Raw genomic sequence first — 14,457 nt, forward strand, 5'->3', positions numbered from 1 at the left:
CCCTGAACCCGGACCCGGTTCCCCTCCCAAGGCGGACCATTGTGACCACCAACACTCACCCGACGACCCGGCCCCGTGGAGACGGGGCCGCGGCGCTGGCCTTCCTCACCCCGTCGATCCTCACGTTCCTGGTGTTCGTGCTGGCTCCGACCGTCGGCGTCCTGATCCTGAGTTTCTTCGACTGGAACCTGCTCAGCGACGGCACGTTCGCCGGGCTCGACAACTTCAAGCGGCTGTTCACCGACGAGCGGCTGCTCGGGGTCTACGGGTCGACGACCTACATGGCCCTGGTGATCCTGGCCGTCAACGTCGTGCTCGGGCTGCTGCTCGCGGTGCTGCTGGAGACCAGGATGCCCCGCTGGATCAGGGCGTTCTTCCGGCTCTCCTTCCTCTTCCCGTTCGTCGTGTCGGCCTCGGCGGTCGCGCTGATCTGGCGGTTCCTGCTCAACAAGGACCTCGGCCTGGTCAACTACCTGCTCGGACTGACCGGCCTCGACCGGATCGACTGGCTCGGCAGCTCCACCTGGGCGCCGATCTCGGTGATCATGGTCAACTCGTGGAAGACGATCGGGTTCTCGATCCTCGTCTACATCGCGGGCCTGCAGTCGATCCCCAAGCAGCTGCGCGAGGCCGCGATCGTCGACGGCGCGGGCGCCTGGACGAGGTTCTGGCGCATCACCTTCCCGCTGCTCTCGCCGACCATCTTCTTCCTCGTCGTGATCAACACCATCAACTCCTTCCAGATCTTCGCCGAACCCCGGGTGCTCACCCAGGGCGGCCCGGGTGACTCCAGCCGCACGATCGTCGAATACCTCTACGACCGCGCCTTCGGCGACTTCGACCTCGGCTACGCCTCCGCGATCGGCATCACGTTCGCGCTGGTCCTGGTCGTGCTGACCGCCATCCAGTTCTGGTTCTCGCGCAGATGGACCCACTACCAATGACCAGCCGACTGACCGTTGGGCACGTCGCCGCGCGCGTCCTGACGTTCGTGATCCTCGTGGTCGCGGCCGTCGCCATCACCGCGCCCTTTTTGTGGATCTTCCGGGGAGCCTTCTCGGGCTCCGACGCCGAGCTCTACCGCCTGCCGCCGACCTTCCACGCGGAGAACCTCACGCTGGACAACTTCGGCAAGGTGACCGAGCAGGTGCCGTACTTCCGGTTCTTCCTGAACTCGATCATCGTGTCGGGGACCGTGACGATCGCGCAGCTCATCACCTGTTCCACCGCCGCCTACGCGTTCGCACGGCTGCGGTTCCGGGGCAAGGGCGTGCTGTTCGCCGTGGTGATCGGGTCGCTGATGATCCCGATCCAGGTGACGATCGTGCCGCTGTTCCTCGTCATGTCCAAGATCGGCATGACCAACTCGCTGTGGGCGCTGATCTTCCCGGGCATCTTCTCCGCGTTCGGCATCTTCCTGCTGCGCCAGCACTTCATGGCGCTGCCGTACGAACTGGAGGAGGCCGCCAAGATCGACGGCGCCTCGCGGTTCCACACGTTCGCACGCATCATCCTGCCGTTGTCGGGCCCGTCGATCGCGACCCTGGGGATCCTCTGCTTCACGTACTGGTGGAACGACCTGCTGCTCCCGCTGGTGATGATCTCCGACACGGAGAAGCAGACACTGCCGGTGGGCCTGGTGCTGCTGGCCGGGCGCTTCTCGACCGGGTCGCTCGGCACGATCGCGGCCGGTATCGCGATGGCGATCGTGCCCGTTCTGATCGTTTTCATCGCGGCCCAGCGCTACATCGTCCAGTCGATCGCGTCGAGCGGACTGAAGCTCTGATGGTCGCGTTTCTGAAACCCGCGGTCCTGCTGTTCTGGCGGGAGCTGCCGCGTGCGGTCACGGCGGGGCTGTTCCTCCTCGCCGCGCTGGTGCCGCTGATCGTCTCGTGGATGGTCGACGCCCCCTCGTGGATGACCGCGCTGGCCGTCCTGCCGCCGTCGCTCGCGCTCACCTCCGTCGCCCGGTTCTGCGCGCTGGTCGCGCGCGGTGAGGCGCCCAAGCTGGGTGAGCTGCGGCGATTCGATCCGGTGCTGGCGCTGTTCGTCGCCGGGTGCGCGGTGCTGACCGGTGTCACCGTGGTCGCGGGCGCGCTGGCGATGGTCGTGCTGCCGTACGCCCTCGCCTACGGAACCCTCCGCGACAAGCCCGGCCTGAAAGCCCTCAGGGGCGGCGCGATCCTGGTGGCGTTCAAGCCGCTGTGGGCGCTCACGATCGTGGCCCTCCACTGGCTCGGCGGGTTCGCCGCCGCCGCGTCCACCGGCGTCCTCGCGGTGGTCGTCGTACCGTTGCTGCTGGTCGTGACGGCCACCCAGACGATCGGCCTGCTCGACGAGATCGACACCCTCCAGGGCCGGACGTGGCCGGCCCGAAGGTGACGATCTATCAGGTGGCCGCCCATGCCGGGGTGTCGGCGGCCACCGTGAGCCGGGTCATCAACGGCAACCGCGTCTCGCCCGAGACCGAACGCAAGGTGCGGGCGGCCATGGCGGAGCTGAGCTTCACCCCCAGCCGGGCCGCGCGCCGCCTGCGCGGACGGGATTCCGAGGTCATCGCCCTGATCATCCCCGACGTGGAGAACCCGTTCTTCACCGCGCTGGCGCGCGGCGTGGAGAACCGGGCCCGCACCGGGGGCTACTCGGTCGTGCTGTGCAACACCGACGACGACCCGGAGCGCGAGCAGACGTACATGGACATCGCCCTCGCCGAGCACATGGCCGGAGTGCTGATCGCGCCCGCCGACGGAGCCAGTGACGTGCAGAAACTCATCGAGCACGGGGTTCCGGTGGTGGCCGTCGACCGGAGCCTGCACCGCCCCGACGTCGACGCGGTCACCGTCGACAACCGGGCCGGCGGCCGGGTCGCGGCCGAGGCGCTGCTGGCGGCCGGGTTCTCCCGGGTCGCCTGCATCACCGGGCCGCAGTCGGTCGAGACGGCGCAACTCCGCATGGAGGGCTGGCGGCAGGCGACCGCCTGGCCGGGCGACCGGCTGCTCCGCTACGCCGACTACCGCGTCGACGGCGGCCGGGCCGCCATGCGCGACCTGCTCGCGCTGCACGAGCCGCCGGACGCCGTGGTGGTCGCCAACAACCTGATGGCCGCCGGAGCGCTCGACGTCCTGCGCGAACGCGGGCTCGAACCGCCCCGATTCGGCCTGGCCGTATTCGGTGATCTTCCTTACGCGTCGCTCGAAAGGCACGGCGTGCGGGTCGTCGACCTGCCCGCCCGCAACCTCGGCGAAGCGGCGGCGGCCCTGCTGCTGGCCCGCATCGCCGGCGACGACGGACCCGCGCGCACGGTCATCCTGCGCGACACGAACACCCGGGAGAGATGGTGACGTTGTTCTTCGGTGTCGACATCGGCACCTCGTCGAGCAAGGGCGTCCTGGTCGACGATTCGGGAACCGTTCTCGCCTCGTCCGTACGCCACCACCGGGTCGCGCGTCCCCACCCCGGCCACGTGGAGATGGACGGCGAGATCTGGTGGGCCGAATTCGTCTCCCTGGCCGAGGAACTGACCACCGGCCGCGAGATCACGGCGGTCGGCGTGAGCGGCATGGGCCCCTGCGCCCTGCTGACCGACGCCGGCGGCGCCCCGCTGCGCCCGGCGATCCTCTACGGCGTCGACACCCGCGCGTCGGAGGAGATCGCCGAGCTCGACGACCTGCTGGGCGGCTCCTCGGCCATCCTGGACCGCTGCGGCTCGGTGCTGTCGTCCCAGGCGGTCGGCCCGAAACTGCGCTGGGTCGCCAAGCACGAACCGGAGACCTGGGCCCGCGCCCGGCGCCTGTTCATGCCGGCGTCGTGGCTGCTCTACCGGCTGACCGGCGAATACGTCCTCGATTACCACTCGGCCAGCCAGTGCACCCCGATGTTCGACGGAACCGGCTGGGACCCCGAATGGGCCCCGCTCGTCGCCCCCGGCCTGGACCTGCCCAGGCTGCGCTGGTCCGACGAGATCGCCGGAACGGTGACATCGAATGTGGCGGGCGTCTCCGCCGGAACCCCCGTGATCACCGGCTCGATCGACGCCTGGACCGAGGCCGTCAGCGTGGACGCCTGCGACCCCGGCGACCTCATGCTGATGTACGGCACCACGATGTTCCTCATCGCCACGGTCGACCGCCCGCTGCGCACCCCCTCGATGTGGGGCACGGTCGGCGCCTACGCCGGCTCCCACAACCTGGCCGGGGGCATGGCCACCTCGGGCGCGATCACCTCCTGGCTGAGCGACCTGACCGGAGCCGGCTACCCGGCGCTCCTGGCCGAGGCGGACGCCTCGGGCCCCGGCGCGCACGGCCTGCTGATGCTGCCCTACTTCGCGGGGGAGCGCACCCCCGTCCAGGACCCCGACGCCCGCGGGATCATCGCCGGCCTGACCCTCAGCCACACCCGGGGCGACCTCTACCGGGCCGCCCTGGAGGCGACCGCGCTCGGCGTCCGGCACAACGTCGAGGCGTTGCGCGGGGCCGGCGCCGAGGTCTCGCGGGTGGTCGCGGTCGGCGGCGGCGTCCAGGGCGGTCTGTGGACCCGCATCGTCAGCGACGTCACCGGCCTGCCACAGGTCATCCCCACGACCACCATCGGCGCCTCCTACGGCGCCGCCTACCTGGCGGCCCGCGCCACCACCGGCGCCGCCATCGCCGACTGGAACCCCCCGGCCGCCACCGTCACCCCCGTGCCGGACCCGGCCTACGACGAGCTCTACACCCTCTACCTCGACCTCTATCCCGCCACCCGCGAGGTCGCGCACGCCCTCGCGGCGCGGGAACGCCGCCTTGCCTCCAGAGGAGCATGATGTACACCTTCCCCCCCACCACGGAACGCCCCGCCGCGCCGCCGAAGACGGCGTACCTGATCGCCAGCGGCGACCTGCGCCTGTCGGCCAACCTGGCGGGCTGGCCGACCCAGGTTCAGATGGAAGCCGACGTGACGGCAGCCTTCGCCGAACTCGGCTGGACGGTCGTCCGCGCCAATGACGTCGACCCCGTCACCGGGCACGGCTTCATCTCCAGCCAGCGGATGGGCCTGGAGGTCTTCAAGACCATCCCGCCGGACGCCCCGCTCATCGTCGCCGAGGCGGTCTGGCAGTACAGCCACCACGTGCTGGCCGGGCTGCGCACCCACCGCGGCCCCATCCTGACGGTCGCCAACTTCGAGGGCACCTGGCCCGGCCTCGTCGGCCTGCTGGGCCTGAACTCCGGCATGACGAAGATGGGAGTGGCGTACTCGACGATCTGGAGCGTCGACTTCCAGGACGACTGGTTCAAGGCAGGCATCAAGAGCTGGGTGGAGACCGGGACGATCCCGCACGACGCCTCCCACGTCCACGACCTGCCGACACTGCCCGACAGCGTGGAACGCGACCTCGGCGTCGCCCTGGCCCGCCAGCTCCTCACCGACAAGGCGATCATCGGCGTCTTCGACGAGGGCTGCATGGGCATGTACAACGCGATCATCGACGACGAACTGCTGAACCCGATCGGCATCTACAAGGAACGCCTGTCGCAGAGCGCCCTGTGGGCCGAGATGCTGCGCACCCCCGACGAGGAGGCCGACGCCGTCGGCGCGTGGCTCCGCTCGCAGGGCATGACCTTCGACCTGGGTACCGACGAGGCGACCGAGCTGACCGAGGCGCAGCTCAGGTGGCAGTACAAGATGTACGTCGCGGCGCTGCGCATCAGCGACGACTACGGCCTCGACGCGGTCGGCATCCAGTACCAGCAGGGCCTCAAAGACCTCTCCCCGGCCTCCGACCTGGCCGAAGGCCTGCTGAACAACGCCTCCCGCCCGCCCGTGACCACCCGCGACGGCTCCCGCGTGCTGTGGGAGGACGCCCCCCTCCCGCACTTCAACGAGGCCGACGAGGGCGTCGCCGTCGACGCGCTGGTCACCAACCGCATCTGGACCGCCATGGGCCTCGACCCCGCGACGACCCTGCACGACGTCCGCTGGGGCGAGGAGTACGACGGCCGGTTCGTGTGGGTCTTCGAGATCTCGGGCTCGGTCCCGCCGTCCCACTTCGAGAACGGCTACGCGGACGCGGTGGGCATGCGGCAGGACCCGGTCTACTTCCCGCTGGGCGGCTCGACCATCAAGGGCGTCTGCAAGCCGGGCGAGATCGTGTGGAGCCGCGTCTTCATCCAGGACGGCGAACTGCACGTCGACCTGGGCCGCGCCTCGGCGGTCTCCCTGCCCGAGGAGGAGACCGAACGACGCTCCCAGGCGACGACCCCGGCGTGGCCGATCATGCACGCGGTCTTCCACGGGGTGAGCCGCGACCAGTTCATGGCCCGGCACAAGGCCAACCACCTGAACGTGGCGTACGCGCCCGACGGGGCGACGGCGGACAAGGCGCTGGTGGCGAAGGCGGCCCTGTTCGAGGAACTGGGCGTCAAGGTGCACATCTGCGGAGACGCGAACCTGGGTTAGCCCCTGACCGGCGAGGAAGGCCCTGGCGGACCCCGGTCAGGGCCTTTCGCGTGTACGTCGGGGGGTCAGGCGCTGCGCTGCATGAAGGTGATGAGCAGCTCGCGAATCTCGGTCTGCCCGGCCTTCAGAGTGGCGATGTCACCACGTATCTCGGTGATGTCGCCGCGCATCTCGGTGATGTCGCCGCGTATCTCGGTGATGTCGCCGCGCATCTCGGTGATGTCGCCGCGCATCTCGGTGATGTCGCCGCGCATCTCGGTGATGTCGCCGCGCACTTCGGTGATGTCCCCGCGCACTTCGGTGATGTCGCCGCGCATCTCGGTGATGTCGCCGCGCATCTCGGTGATGTCCCCGCGCACTTCGGTGATGTCGCCGCGCATCTCGGTGATGTCGCCGCGCATCTCCTCCATCTTGTTCTCGAGCCGGATCTGGCCGAGGCAGAGGTTGGCGGTGTCCTCTCTGATCTCGGCGATGTCGGCCTTCATGACGGTCATGTCGTTCTGCAGGACGACGACTCGGCCGTCCACCGTCTGGACATCCTTGCGGAGGGCGATGATGTCCTTGCGGGTGTCGATGACGCGGTCGTGGACTACGCCGATGTCGTAGCGGATGTCGTGGATGTTGTTCTCGAACCAGTCCATACGGTCTTCGGCGGAACGCTCGGGCACGGTGCTCATGTTAGCGGCTGACTCCAGAAGAGGTTGGTGCTCGTCTACGCGTGATCTGCGGCTTCGGCGACCGGGTCGAGGCGGCGGACGAGTTCGGTCAGCAGGGCGTGGATCTCGATCTGCCCGGCCCTGATCTCGCCGAGGCGGTCACGCAGGAGGTCGGTGCTGCCACGGACGAGGGCCAGGTCGTTACCTCGGAGGGTGCGCACTTCGAGGTACACGTCCTTGACGAAGCTCTCGATGTCCGACTGGCCGCTTCTGAGGATGCCGATGTCCTCCCGGATCCCGGCGGTGTCGGCGGCGAGGTCGCGTTTCTCGGTGGAGGTCATGTCCGCCAGCGTACCGGTCGATGGATATAGAGGTCTGGTACTCGTCTAGATCGGCGTGCGTGCACTTCTGCACACAACGGAACTGCCGGACCACAGGCCCCCGTACTGGTACGCGAATCACTCCTGCAGACAAGACAAGGAACTGACATGCGTACCTACATCGCCCGGCTGTCCACCCTCACCCTGGCCGCCGCCGCGCTCGCCGCGACCTTTACCGGCACCGGCAACGCCGCGACCGCCGGCACCGTCGAGCTGGCGAACGGGAAGATCACCTACACGGCGGGCGCGCAGAGCGCCAACAGCGCCTCGATCACCGTCTTCAACGGTCAGATCGCCGTCTTCGACACGGTGAACCTGACCCCGAAGGGCGGCTGTGTGAAGCTGTCGCCTCGGGCCGTCACCTGCGGCACCGGTGCGACCGAGTTCTCCGCCGACCTGGGCGACCTGAACGACTCCTTCAGCGTCGGCGTCTCGATCCCGGGCACCGTCAACGGCGGCGACGGCAACGACAGCCTCATCGGCAGCAGCCGGTCGACCCAGGGACACGCCGTCACCTGGATCGGCGGCACCGGGACCGACACGATCTCCTACAAGAGCGGCGACCGTTCGGTCCGGGTCAGCCTCGACAACAACGCCGGCGACGGCCGCAACATCGACAACGACAACGTCCGCAGCGACGTCGAGAACATCGTCGGCTCGACGTTCGGCGGCGACTTCCTGATCGGCGCGAACGCCAACAACCGCATCGACGACGGCGGCGGCGACGGCGACAAGATGTTCGGCATGGGCGGCAACGACGAGCTGTTCGCCAAGGACCTGGAGGAGGACGGCGACCTCGACTGCGGCCTGGGCGTCGACACGATCGTCCTCGACAAGGACGGCCTCGACCCCGCGCCGGTCTCCTGCGAGACCATCCAGCCCTTCTGACGCGACGACCGGCGGCGCTCCGCTCACGCGGGGCGCCGTTCGGCGCGCAAGGCCACGGCGAGGGCGCGGCAAAGGCTTGCCCATCTCGGCGGGCCGCCCTGGCGCCTCTCGTCACAGTGATCGGCGTCGGAGGGGGCCGGCCCCTCCCTCGTGAAGGGCGTCCGATGACCACCGAGATCAACGCCGAACTCACCGCCGCCGCCGCGGCCGCCGAGCACGCCTCCAGCCTCGGCACCGCAGCCGCCCGCAACCTCGCCACCACCACCAAGTCCGTCCCCCAGATGCAGGGCATCTCGTCGCGCTGGCTGCTGAAGGTGCTGCCGTGGGTGGAGGTCGCGGGCGGTACGTACAGGGTCAACCGCAGGCTGTCGTACACGATCGGCGACGGCCGCATCCAGTGTCTCAAGACGGGCGCGCGGGTCCAGGTCATCCCGCAGGAGCTCGGTGAGCTTCCGCTGCTGCGCGGTTACGGTGACGGCGAGGTGCTGGCCGCGCTCGCCGGCCGGTTCACGCAGACCGAGTACGCCCCCGGCGACATGATCGTCGCGCCGGAGCAGGAGGTCGATCGGTTCCACATCCTGGCGCACGGCAAGGTCGACCGGCTCGGCGCCGGGAAGTACGGCCACGCGGTGTCGCTGGGCGTGCTGTCCGACGGGGCCTACTTCGGCGAGCAGGCCCTCATCGACGACCACGGCGTCTGGGAGTTCGGGTTCCGCGCGGTCACCCCGTGTGTGGTGCTGTCGCTGACGAAGGAGGCGTTCGCCGAGGTCGCCGACCGGGCGGCGGGGCTGCGGGCGCACCTCGACGCGCGGCTGCACGCCGAGACGCCGCACACCGACGCCGACGGCGAGGCGGCGATCGAGCTGTCGTCGGGGCACTCCGGCGAGCCGACCCTGCCGCACACCTACGTCGCCTACGAGACGCACCCGCGCGAGTACGAGCTGTCGGTCGCGCAGACCGTCCTGCGGGTCCACTCCCGGGTCGCCGACCTCTACAACGAGCCGATGAACCAGGTGGAGCAGCAGCTGCGCCTGACCGTCGAGGCGCTGCGGGAGCGGCAGGAGCACGAGCTCGTCAACAACCGCGACTTCGGGCTGCTGCACAACGCCGACCACGGTCACCGGATCTCCACCCGGTCGGGGCCGCCCACCCCCGACGACCTCGACGACCTGCTCGCCGTCGTCTGGAAGGAGCCGACGGTCTTCCTGGCGCACCCGCACGCCATCGCCGCGTTCGGCCGCGAGTGCTCCAAGCTGGGCCTCTACCCGAACACCGTGAACCTCCTGGGCCGTGAGGTGCCGGCCTGGCGCGGCGTGCCGATCCTCACCTGCAACAAGATCCCGATCAGCGACACCGGGGTCTCGTCGATGCTGCTGATGCGCGTCGGCGAGGAGAGCCAGGGGGTCGTCGGGCTGCACCAGACGGGGCTGCCGGACGAGTACGAGCCCGGCCTCAGCGTGCGGTTCATGGGCGTCAACGAGCAGGCGATCATCTCCTACCTGGTGAGCGCCTACTACAGCGCCGCCGTGCTGGTGCCCGACGCGCTGGGCGTGCTGGAGAACGTCGAGCTCGGGCACCGGGACTGAGCGTGCGGCCCTTCGAGCTGCCCGACTTCTACCGCCCCTGGCCGCCGAGGCTGAACCCGCACGTCGAGGGGGCCCGCGCGCACAACCGCGCCTGGGCCGCCCGGCACGGGCTCATCGACGAGAGCGTCTGGGACGCGGCCTGGGCCGACTCCATCGACCTGGCCCTGTTCGCCGCCTACTGCTTCCCGGACGCGACCCCGGCCCGGCTCGACCTGCTGACCGACTGGTACGTCTGGGGCTTCTACTTCGACGACTGGTTCCTGCGTCACTACAAGGCGACCGGCGACGTCGCGGGCGCGGCGGCGTGGCTGGCCGACGTGCGCGCGTTCATGCCGGTGGACCTGTCGCAGCCGGTGCCGGCCGCCGAGGATCCAGTACAGGCGACTCTTCGGGAGTTGTGGGCGCGGACCGTGCCGGGCACCACCGAGGAGTGGCGGCGGCGGTTCGGCGACAACACGTTCGCGCAGATGGACGACGCCTTCTGGGAACTCGGCAACCTGGCGGAAGGGCGCGTCCCGAACCCGATCGACTACCTGGAGCGGCGGCGCGGCGCGGGCGCGGGACGGTGGGTGGCCGACCTGGTCGAGCTGGTCAACGGCACCCCGCTGCCCGATCACGTGTGGGCGTCGCGGCCGGTCCAGGTCATGCGGGACACCTTCACCGACGCGCAGGTGCTGCTCAACGACGTCTTCTCCTATCAGCGGGAGACCGAGCAGGAGGGCGAGCTCAACAACTTCGTCCTGGTGCTGCGCGAGTTCCTCGGGATGACCCCGCAGGAGGCCGCCGACACGACCAACGACCTGATCACGTCGCGGCTGCTGCAGTTCGAGAGCACGCTGCTGACCGAGCTGCCGGACCTGCCGCTGATCCCGGCCGAGCGGCTGGCCGTCCTGAACGTCGCCCGCTCGTTGCAGGACGCCAACGCGGGCTCCCACGAGTGGCATCTGCGCTCGTCGCGGTACATGAACGAGGCGACCAGAGGCGCCGATCCGAGGGTCCCGGTGTGGCGGCACCCGATGGGTCTCGGCACGTCGGCGGCCCGGCTGTGGGCGGGCCACCGGCCGGTCGACCGGCGCGCGTCCTTCCGGCCGCCGCCGCAGGAGCGGCCCGCGGCGAGCCCGTTCGCCGGCGCGGCCCGGACCGCCGCGGCCGACTGGGCGCGCCGCATGGGCCTGCCCTACTCGCCCCAGGCGGTGTCGTGGGCGGTCACGGCGCACAGCGGCGTGCCACGTGACCGGCTCGAAGTGCTCTCGCAGTGGTACGTCTTCCTCGCCGCCCTCGACACCGCCGTCGACCGGCTGTTCAAGGCGCGCCGCGACCCGGCCGGGGGGAGGGCGTTCCTCCGGCGGCTGCCGCTGTTCCTCACCGGCACCCCGCCCGCTCCGCTCAACCCGGTCGAACGCGGCCTGCGCGACCTGTGGGGGAGGGCCCCGCTCGACCCGGCCAGCTTCGAGCGGCTCGTCGCGATCCGCGAGTGGGAACTGGGCAACAGCGCCCGCGAACGGGTCCCCGACCCGGTCGACCTCCTGCAGACCCGCCGGGCCGAGCACGCCGGGCTGATGGTGGATCTGGTTCTGTACGGACTGGGCCTCCCGGCCCCGCGCCGGGGAGCGCTGGAGGAGTGCTTCGCCGACCTGGCGACGGCGCGGCGCGACCTGGTGACGTACCAGGACAGGATCGGTGTCCCGACCGAGGTCAGCAACGGCGTGCTGGCCGTGGAGCGGCTGCTCGGCTGCGACCTGCAACAGGCCGCCGACGTGGTCGGCGACCTGCTGATCGCCCGCCGCGCCCAGTTCGACCGCCTGGCCGCCGACGCCCCCGCCGACTACGCCGCCGCGCTGCGGACGTGGCTGGCCGGCGACCTCGGCGAGGGCATGAGACTGGGCCTGTCGGGCCTGGGCACGAGAGGAGCCCACGCGTGGCGACCAGCCTGACCAGCCTGACCACGGGCGCGGCCCGCACCCTGGCGACGACGACCAAGACCCGGCCGCAGACGGCGTCGACGACCCCGCGCCTGCTGCTGGACATCCTGGAGTGGCGCGACCTGCCGGGCGGAACCTACCGGCGCACCAGCACTCTGCGCCGCACGATCGCCCGGAGAGGCAGCTCCCAGCCGGGCGTCCAGGTGACGGCGGGCCACACGGGCGAGCCGGAGATCCCCGGCATGTACGTCGAATACGGCCACCCCCCGCGCGAGTACGAGCTGACCGCCGCCCAGACGATCATGCGCGTGCACCGCCGGGTGGGCGACCTCTACAACGACCCGCACGACCAGTACGAGCAGCAGCTCCGGCTGACCCTCGACGCCCTGGCCGAACGCAGGGAACTCGACCTCGCCCGCGAGCTCCTCCAGGCGCCGCCCGACCGCCACCGCGTCACCACGGCGCAGGGCCCGCCCACCCCGCTCGACCTGGACAACCTCATCTGCAAGCAGACCTCGCCGCGCTACCTCCTCGCCCACCCGCGCGCCATCGCCGCCTTCGGCCGCGAGTGCAACCGGATGGGCGTCCGGCCCGACGAGGTCGACTTCGGGGGCCGCGCGGTCCTCGGCTGGCGCGGCCTGCCGTTCCTGCCGTGCGACAAACTGCCGATCGCCGCCGACCACACGACGAGCATCCTGGTCGTGCGGCCGGGGGACCGGCGGCAGGGCGTGGTGGGGCTGCGCCCGTCGGAGACCCCGGTGGTCCGCGAACTCGGCACCTCGCGCCAGGCCGTCACCGAATACCTGGTGAGCGAGTACTACGGGGTGGCCGTGCTGATCCCCAACGCCGTCTGCGCCCTCGACGGAGTGCAGGTGGTGCGTACTTCGACGCACTGAGCATTCCGCCACCGACCCCGCGTCCTCTCCCGCCGAGAGTGGGCCTCCCGGCGAGGAGAGGACGTGGCGGCGATGGAGACCCGGCAGCGAGCGATCTGGGCCGACGCGGCCAAGGGCGTCTGCATTCTGCTGGTCGTGCTGTGGCACACGGTCAGCAAGAGTCACCTGCGGATCGACTGGACGTCGGCCGGCCCGTTCCCGGCCCTGTGGGGCGTCTTCGGCGACGCGCTGATGACGTTGCGGATGCCGCTGTTCTTCACCATCTCGGGGATGTTCGCGCTGAGCGCGTACCGGAAGCCGTGGGGCCAGGTGATCAGGTCGAGGGTGGCCAGGTTCCTCTACCTCTACCTGGCCTGGATGCTCGTCCACACCGCGATCTTCTGGTTCACCCCCGCGTTCGACACCCTGAGCGCCCGCAGCGCCGGCGAGTTCGCCGAACAGCTCCTGATCACTCCGCCCAACCTCTGGTACCTGTACGCGCTGGCCGTCTACTTCGCCGCCGCGAAACTCCTGCACCGGATCCCGGTCCCGGTGATCCTGGGCGCGGCCGCCCTGCTCGCGGTCGTCACCGCCGCCGGCGTGTTCGACACCCCCGGGAACCGCGGCTCCCTGCTCCAGAACTTCGTCTTCTTCCTGATGGGCCTGCACCTGCGCCCCTGGGCCGAACGAGTGGCCCAGACCACGACCTGGCGCCGCACCGCGATCGTCGGCCTGGTGTACGGAGCCGCGCTCGCCGCCATGCTCCTGCTGTCGGCCCAGCGGATCCCGACCGTGTGGACCCTGGTCTCCCTGCTGGCGACGGTCTTCGGCCTCTCGGCGGCCCCCCTGCTCGGCCGCCTGACCCTGATCGGCGAGGGCCTGGCCTGGCTGGGCCGCCGCACCCTGCCGATCTACGTCGTCCACATGCCGCTCCTGGCCGTCCTGCATACGACCACGTCGGGCCTCCTGGACGAGGCCCCGCTGGTGGTCGCCGCCCTCTACCCGGCGGCGGTGACGGCCGCACTGGTCACGACCTGCCTGCTGATCGACCGGGTGCTCCCGGCGTGGCTGACGGACCTGCCGGAGCGCCGCCGGGAACCGGCGCTCACCTCATGAGGCGGTCGGCGTGGTGGTCGATCAGGTGGCGGGCCGCGAACGTCAGGTCGTGTTCCACGGCCTCCGCCAGGGTCAGCCACTTGTACGCGTCGCCCTCGCCCTCGTCGAGCGCCACCGGCGGTTCCGTGCCGACCGTCGTCAGGAAGGTGTGCCACACGTGGCCGTCGGCGCCCCGGCGGCACTGGTCGCCGTCGATGGGCTCGGTGGCGATCGGCGACAGCGACACCGCCCGCAGGCCGGTCTCCTCCTGGAGTTCGCGGGCTGCGCTGACCTGCGGCGACTCGCCGTGTTCGACGTGGCCGGCGGGGATGGTCAGCGCGTAGGGGAAGGCGATCCGGTTGAAGAACAGGAACCGGCCCGACGGGTCGCGGACGAAGACGCCCGCCGTCTCGTGCCACATCCGCAGGGCCGTGTCGACGATCAGCGAGCGATCGGCGGTCTGGCCGCAGGTGGTGCAGCGGCAGCGGACGCGGCCCGACTCGGTGTGGCGCTCGACCGTCTCGGCGTCGCAGTGCAGGCAGTATTCGTGGCGCATGGGCGGAGCCCACCCCCTCGTGATGGATACGCCTCTATCCTCCCGGACGGTTCAGCGGCGCGCC

General features: G+C 70.5%; 14 protein-coding genes. 11 read left to right on the top strand and 3 right to left on the bottom strand.

From position 1 onward, the window contains the following. The first annotated feature begins 41 nt into the window (after positions 1-41). The 6 genes from FDA94_RS10080 to FDA94_RS10105 are packed head-to-tail and all read left to right on the top strand — an operon-like array spanning position 42 to position 6,435. Positions 42-944, top strand: a complete 903-nt coding sequence (locus FDA94_RS10080) for a carbohydrate ABC transporter permease (protein ID WP_137246782.1) — start codon at positions 42-44, stop codon at positions 942-944. Beyond that, the gene (locus tag FDA94_RS10085; RefSeq protein ID WP_170990872.1) at positions 941-1,786 is read left to right on the top strand and encodes a carbohydrate ABC transporter permease; all 846 of its coding nucleotides are present in this window, start codon (positions 941-943) and stop codon (positions 1,784-1,786) included. The genes FDA94_RS10080 and FDA94_RS10085 overlap by 4 nt, the downstream gene beginning before the upstream one ends. Next, positions 1,786-2,382, top strand: a complete 597-nt coding sequence (locus FDA94_RS10090) for a hypothetical protein (RefSeq protein ID WP_137246784.1) — start codon at positions 1,786-1,788, stop codon at positions 2,380-2,382. The genes FDA94_RS10085 and FDA94_RS10090 overlap by 1 nt, the downstream gene beginning before the upstream one ends. After that, on the top strand, positions 2,379-3,341 hold the full coding sequence (locus FDA94_RS10095; RefSeq protein ID WP_137246785.1) for a LacI family DNA-binding transcriptional regulator: 963 nt from the start codon (positions 2,379-2,381) through the stop codon (positions 3,339-3,341). Before FDA94_RS10090 ends, FDA94_RS10095 begins: the two co-directional genes overlap by 4 nt. Continuing rightward, the gene (locus FDA94_RS10100; protein WP_170990873.1) at positions 3,335-4,801 is read left to right on the top strand and encodes an FGGY-family carbohydrate kinase; all 1,467 of its coding nucleotides are present in this window, start codon (positions 3,335-3,337) and stop codon (positions 4,799-4,801) included. The genes FDA94_RS10095 and FDA94_RS10100 overlap by 7 nt, the downstream gene beginning before the upstream one ends. Further along, entirely contained in the window at positions 4,798-6,435 is a 1,638-nt protein-coding gene (locus FDA94_RS10105; RefSeq protein ID WP_137246786.1) for a fucose isomerase, read from the top strand. The genes FDA94_RS10100 and FDA94_RS10105 overlap by 4 nt, the downstream gene beginning before the upstream one ends. Before the next feature lie 65 nt (positions 6,436-6,500). On the opposite strand, the gene FDA94_RS39855 is transcribed toward FDA94_RS10105, so the two are convergent. Both FDA94_RS39855 and FDA94_RS10115 read right to left on the bottom strand, forming a co-directional pair. Continuing rightward, positions 6,501-7,103 carry a coiled-coil domain-containing protein gene (locus tag FDA94_RS39855; RefSeq protein WP_212735262.1) on the bottom strand — a complete coding sequence of 201 codons (603 nt, stop codon included), beginning with the start codon at positions 7,101-7,103 and terminating at the stop codon, positions 6,501-6,503. Between the two features lie 44 nt (positions 7,104-7,147). Then, a complete protein-coding gene (locus FDA94_RS10115; protein ID WP_137246787.1) occupies positions 7,148-7,432 on the bottom strand; it encodes a hypothetical protein in 285 nt (94 codons plus the stop codon). A 147-nt stretch (positions 7,433-7,579) separates the two neighbouring features. Here FDA94_RS10115 and FDA94_RS10120 point away from each other — a divergent pair, with 147 nt between their 5' ends. The 5 genes from FDA94_RS10120 (at position 7,580) to FDA94_RS10140 (ending at position 13,858) form a co-directional block, all read left to right on the top strand. Further along, positions 7,580-8,359: a hypothetical protein gene (locus FDA94_RS10120; protein ID WP_137246788.1), complete on the top strand. Its 780-nt coding sequence runs from the start codon at positions 7,580-7,582 to the stop codon at positions 8,357-8,359. Between the two features lie 164 nt (positions 8,360-8,523). Further along, on the top strand, positions 8,524-9,945 hold the full coding sequence (locus FDA94_RS10125; RefSeq protein ID WP_137246789.1) for a family 2B encapsulin nanocompartment shell protein: 1,422 nt from the start codon (positions 8,524-8,526) through the stop codon (positions 9,943-9,945). A gap of 2 nt (positions 9,946-9,947) precedes the next feature. Further along, positions 9,948-11,879: a terpene synthase family protein gene (locus FDA94_RS10130; protein WP_137246790.1), complete on the top strand. Its 1,932-nt coding sequence runs from the start codon at positions 9,948-9,950 to the stop codon at positions 11,877-11,879. Then, the gene (locus tag FDA94_RS10135) at positions 11,864-12,763 is read left to right on the top strand and encodes a hypothetical protein (RefSeq protein ID WP_137246791.1); all 900 of its coding nucleotides are present in this window, start codon (positions 11,864-11,866) and stop codon (positions 12,761-12,763) included. Before FDA94_RS10130 ends, FDA94_RS10135 begins: the two co-directional genes overlap by 16 nt. Before the next feature lie 72 nt (positions 12,764-12,835). After that, a complete protein-coding gene (locus tag FDA94_RS10140; protein ID WP_246059724.1) occupies positions 12,836-13,858 on the top strand; it encodes an acyltransferase family protein in 1,023 nt (340 codons plus the stop codon). Here the strand turns inward: FDA94_RS10140 and FDA94_RS10145 are convergent. After that, positions 13,848-14,393 (bottom strand): NUDIX hydrolase, encoded by a 546-nt coding sequence (locus FDA94_RS10145; protein WP_137246793.1) that lies wholly within the window; start codon positions 14,391-14,393, stop codon positions 13,848-13,850. The two genes, FDA94_RS10140 and FDA94_RS10145, sit on opposite strands and share 11 nt — an antisense overlap. Between the last annotated feature and the right edge of the window lie 64 nt (positions 14,394-14,457).

This window comes from Herbidospora galbida, from assembly GCF_005233835.1.
GTDB classification, from domain to species: Bacteria; Actinomycetota; Actinomycetes; order Streptosporangiales; family Streptosporangiaceae; genus Herbidospora; species Herbidospora galbida.

Bases quoted from the DNA above. Each gene is read 5' to 3' on its own strand.
- FDA94_RS10140 (WP_246059724.1), top strand. From the start codon at position 12,836: ATGGAGACCCGGCAGCGAGCGATCTGGGCCGACGCGGCCAAGGGCGTC.
- FDA94_RS10125 (WP_137246789.1), top strand. From the start codon at position 8,524: ATGACCACCGAGATCAACGCCGAACTCACCGCCGCCGCCGCGGCCGCC.
- FDA94_RS10105 (WP_137246786.1), top strand. From the start codon at position 4,798: ATGATGTACACCTTCCCCCCCACCACGGAACGCCCCGCCGCGCCGCCG.
- FDA94_RS10120 (WP_137246788.1), top strand. From the start codon at position 7,580: ATGCGTACCTACATCGCCCGGCTGTCCACCCTCACCCTGGCCGCCGCC.
- FDA94_RS10100 (WP_170990873.1), top strand. From the start codon at position 3,335: ATGGTGACGTTGTTCTTCGGTGTCGACATCGGCACCTCGTCGAGCAAG.
- FDA94_RS10085 (WP_170990872.1), top strand. From the start codon at position 941: ATGACCAGCCGACTGACCGTTGGGCACGTCGCCGCGCGCGTCCTGACG.
- FDA94_RS10145 (WP_137246793.1), bottom strand. From the start codon at position 14,393: ATGCGCCACGAATACTGCCTGCACTGCGACGCCGAGACGGTCGAGCGC.
- FDA94_RS10115 (WP_137246787.1), bottom strand. From the start codon at position 7,432: ATGACCTCCACCGAGAAACGCGACCTCGCCGCCGACACCGCCGGGATC.
- FDA94_RS10090 (WP_137246784.1), top strand. From the start codon at position 1,786: ATGGTCGCGTTTCTGAAACCCGCGGTCCTGCTGTTCTGGCGGGAGCTG.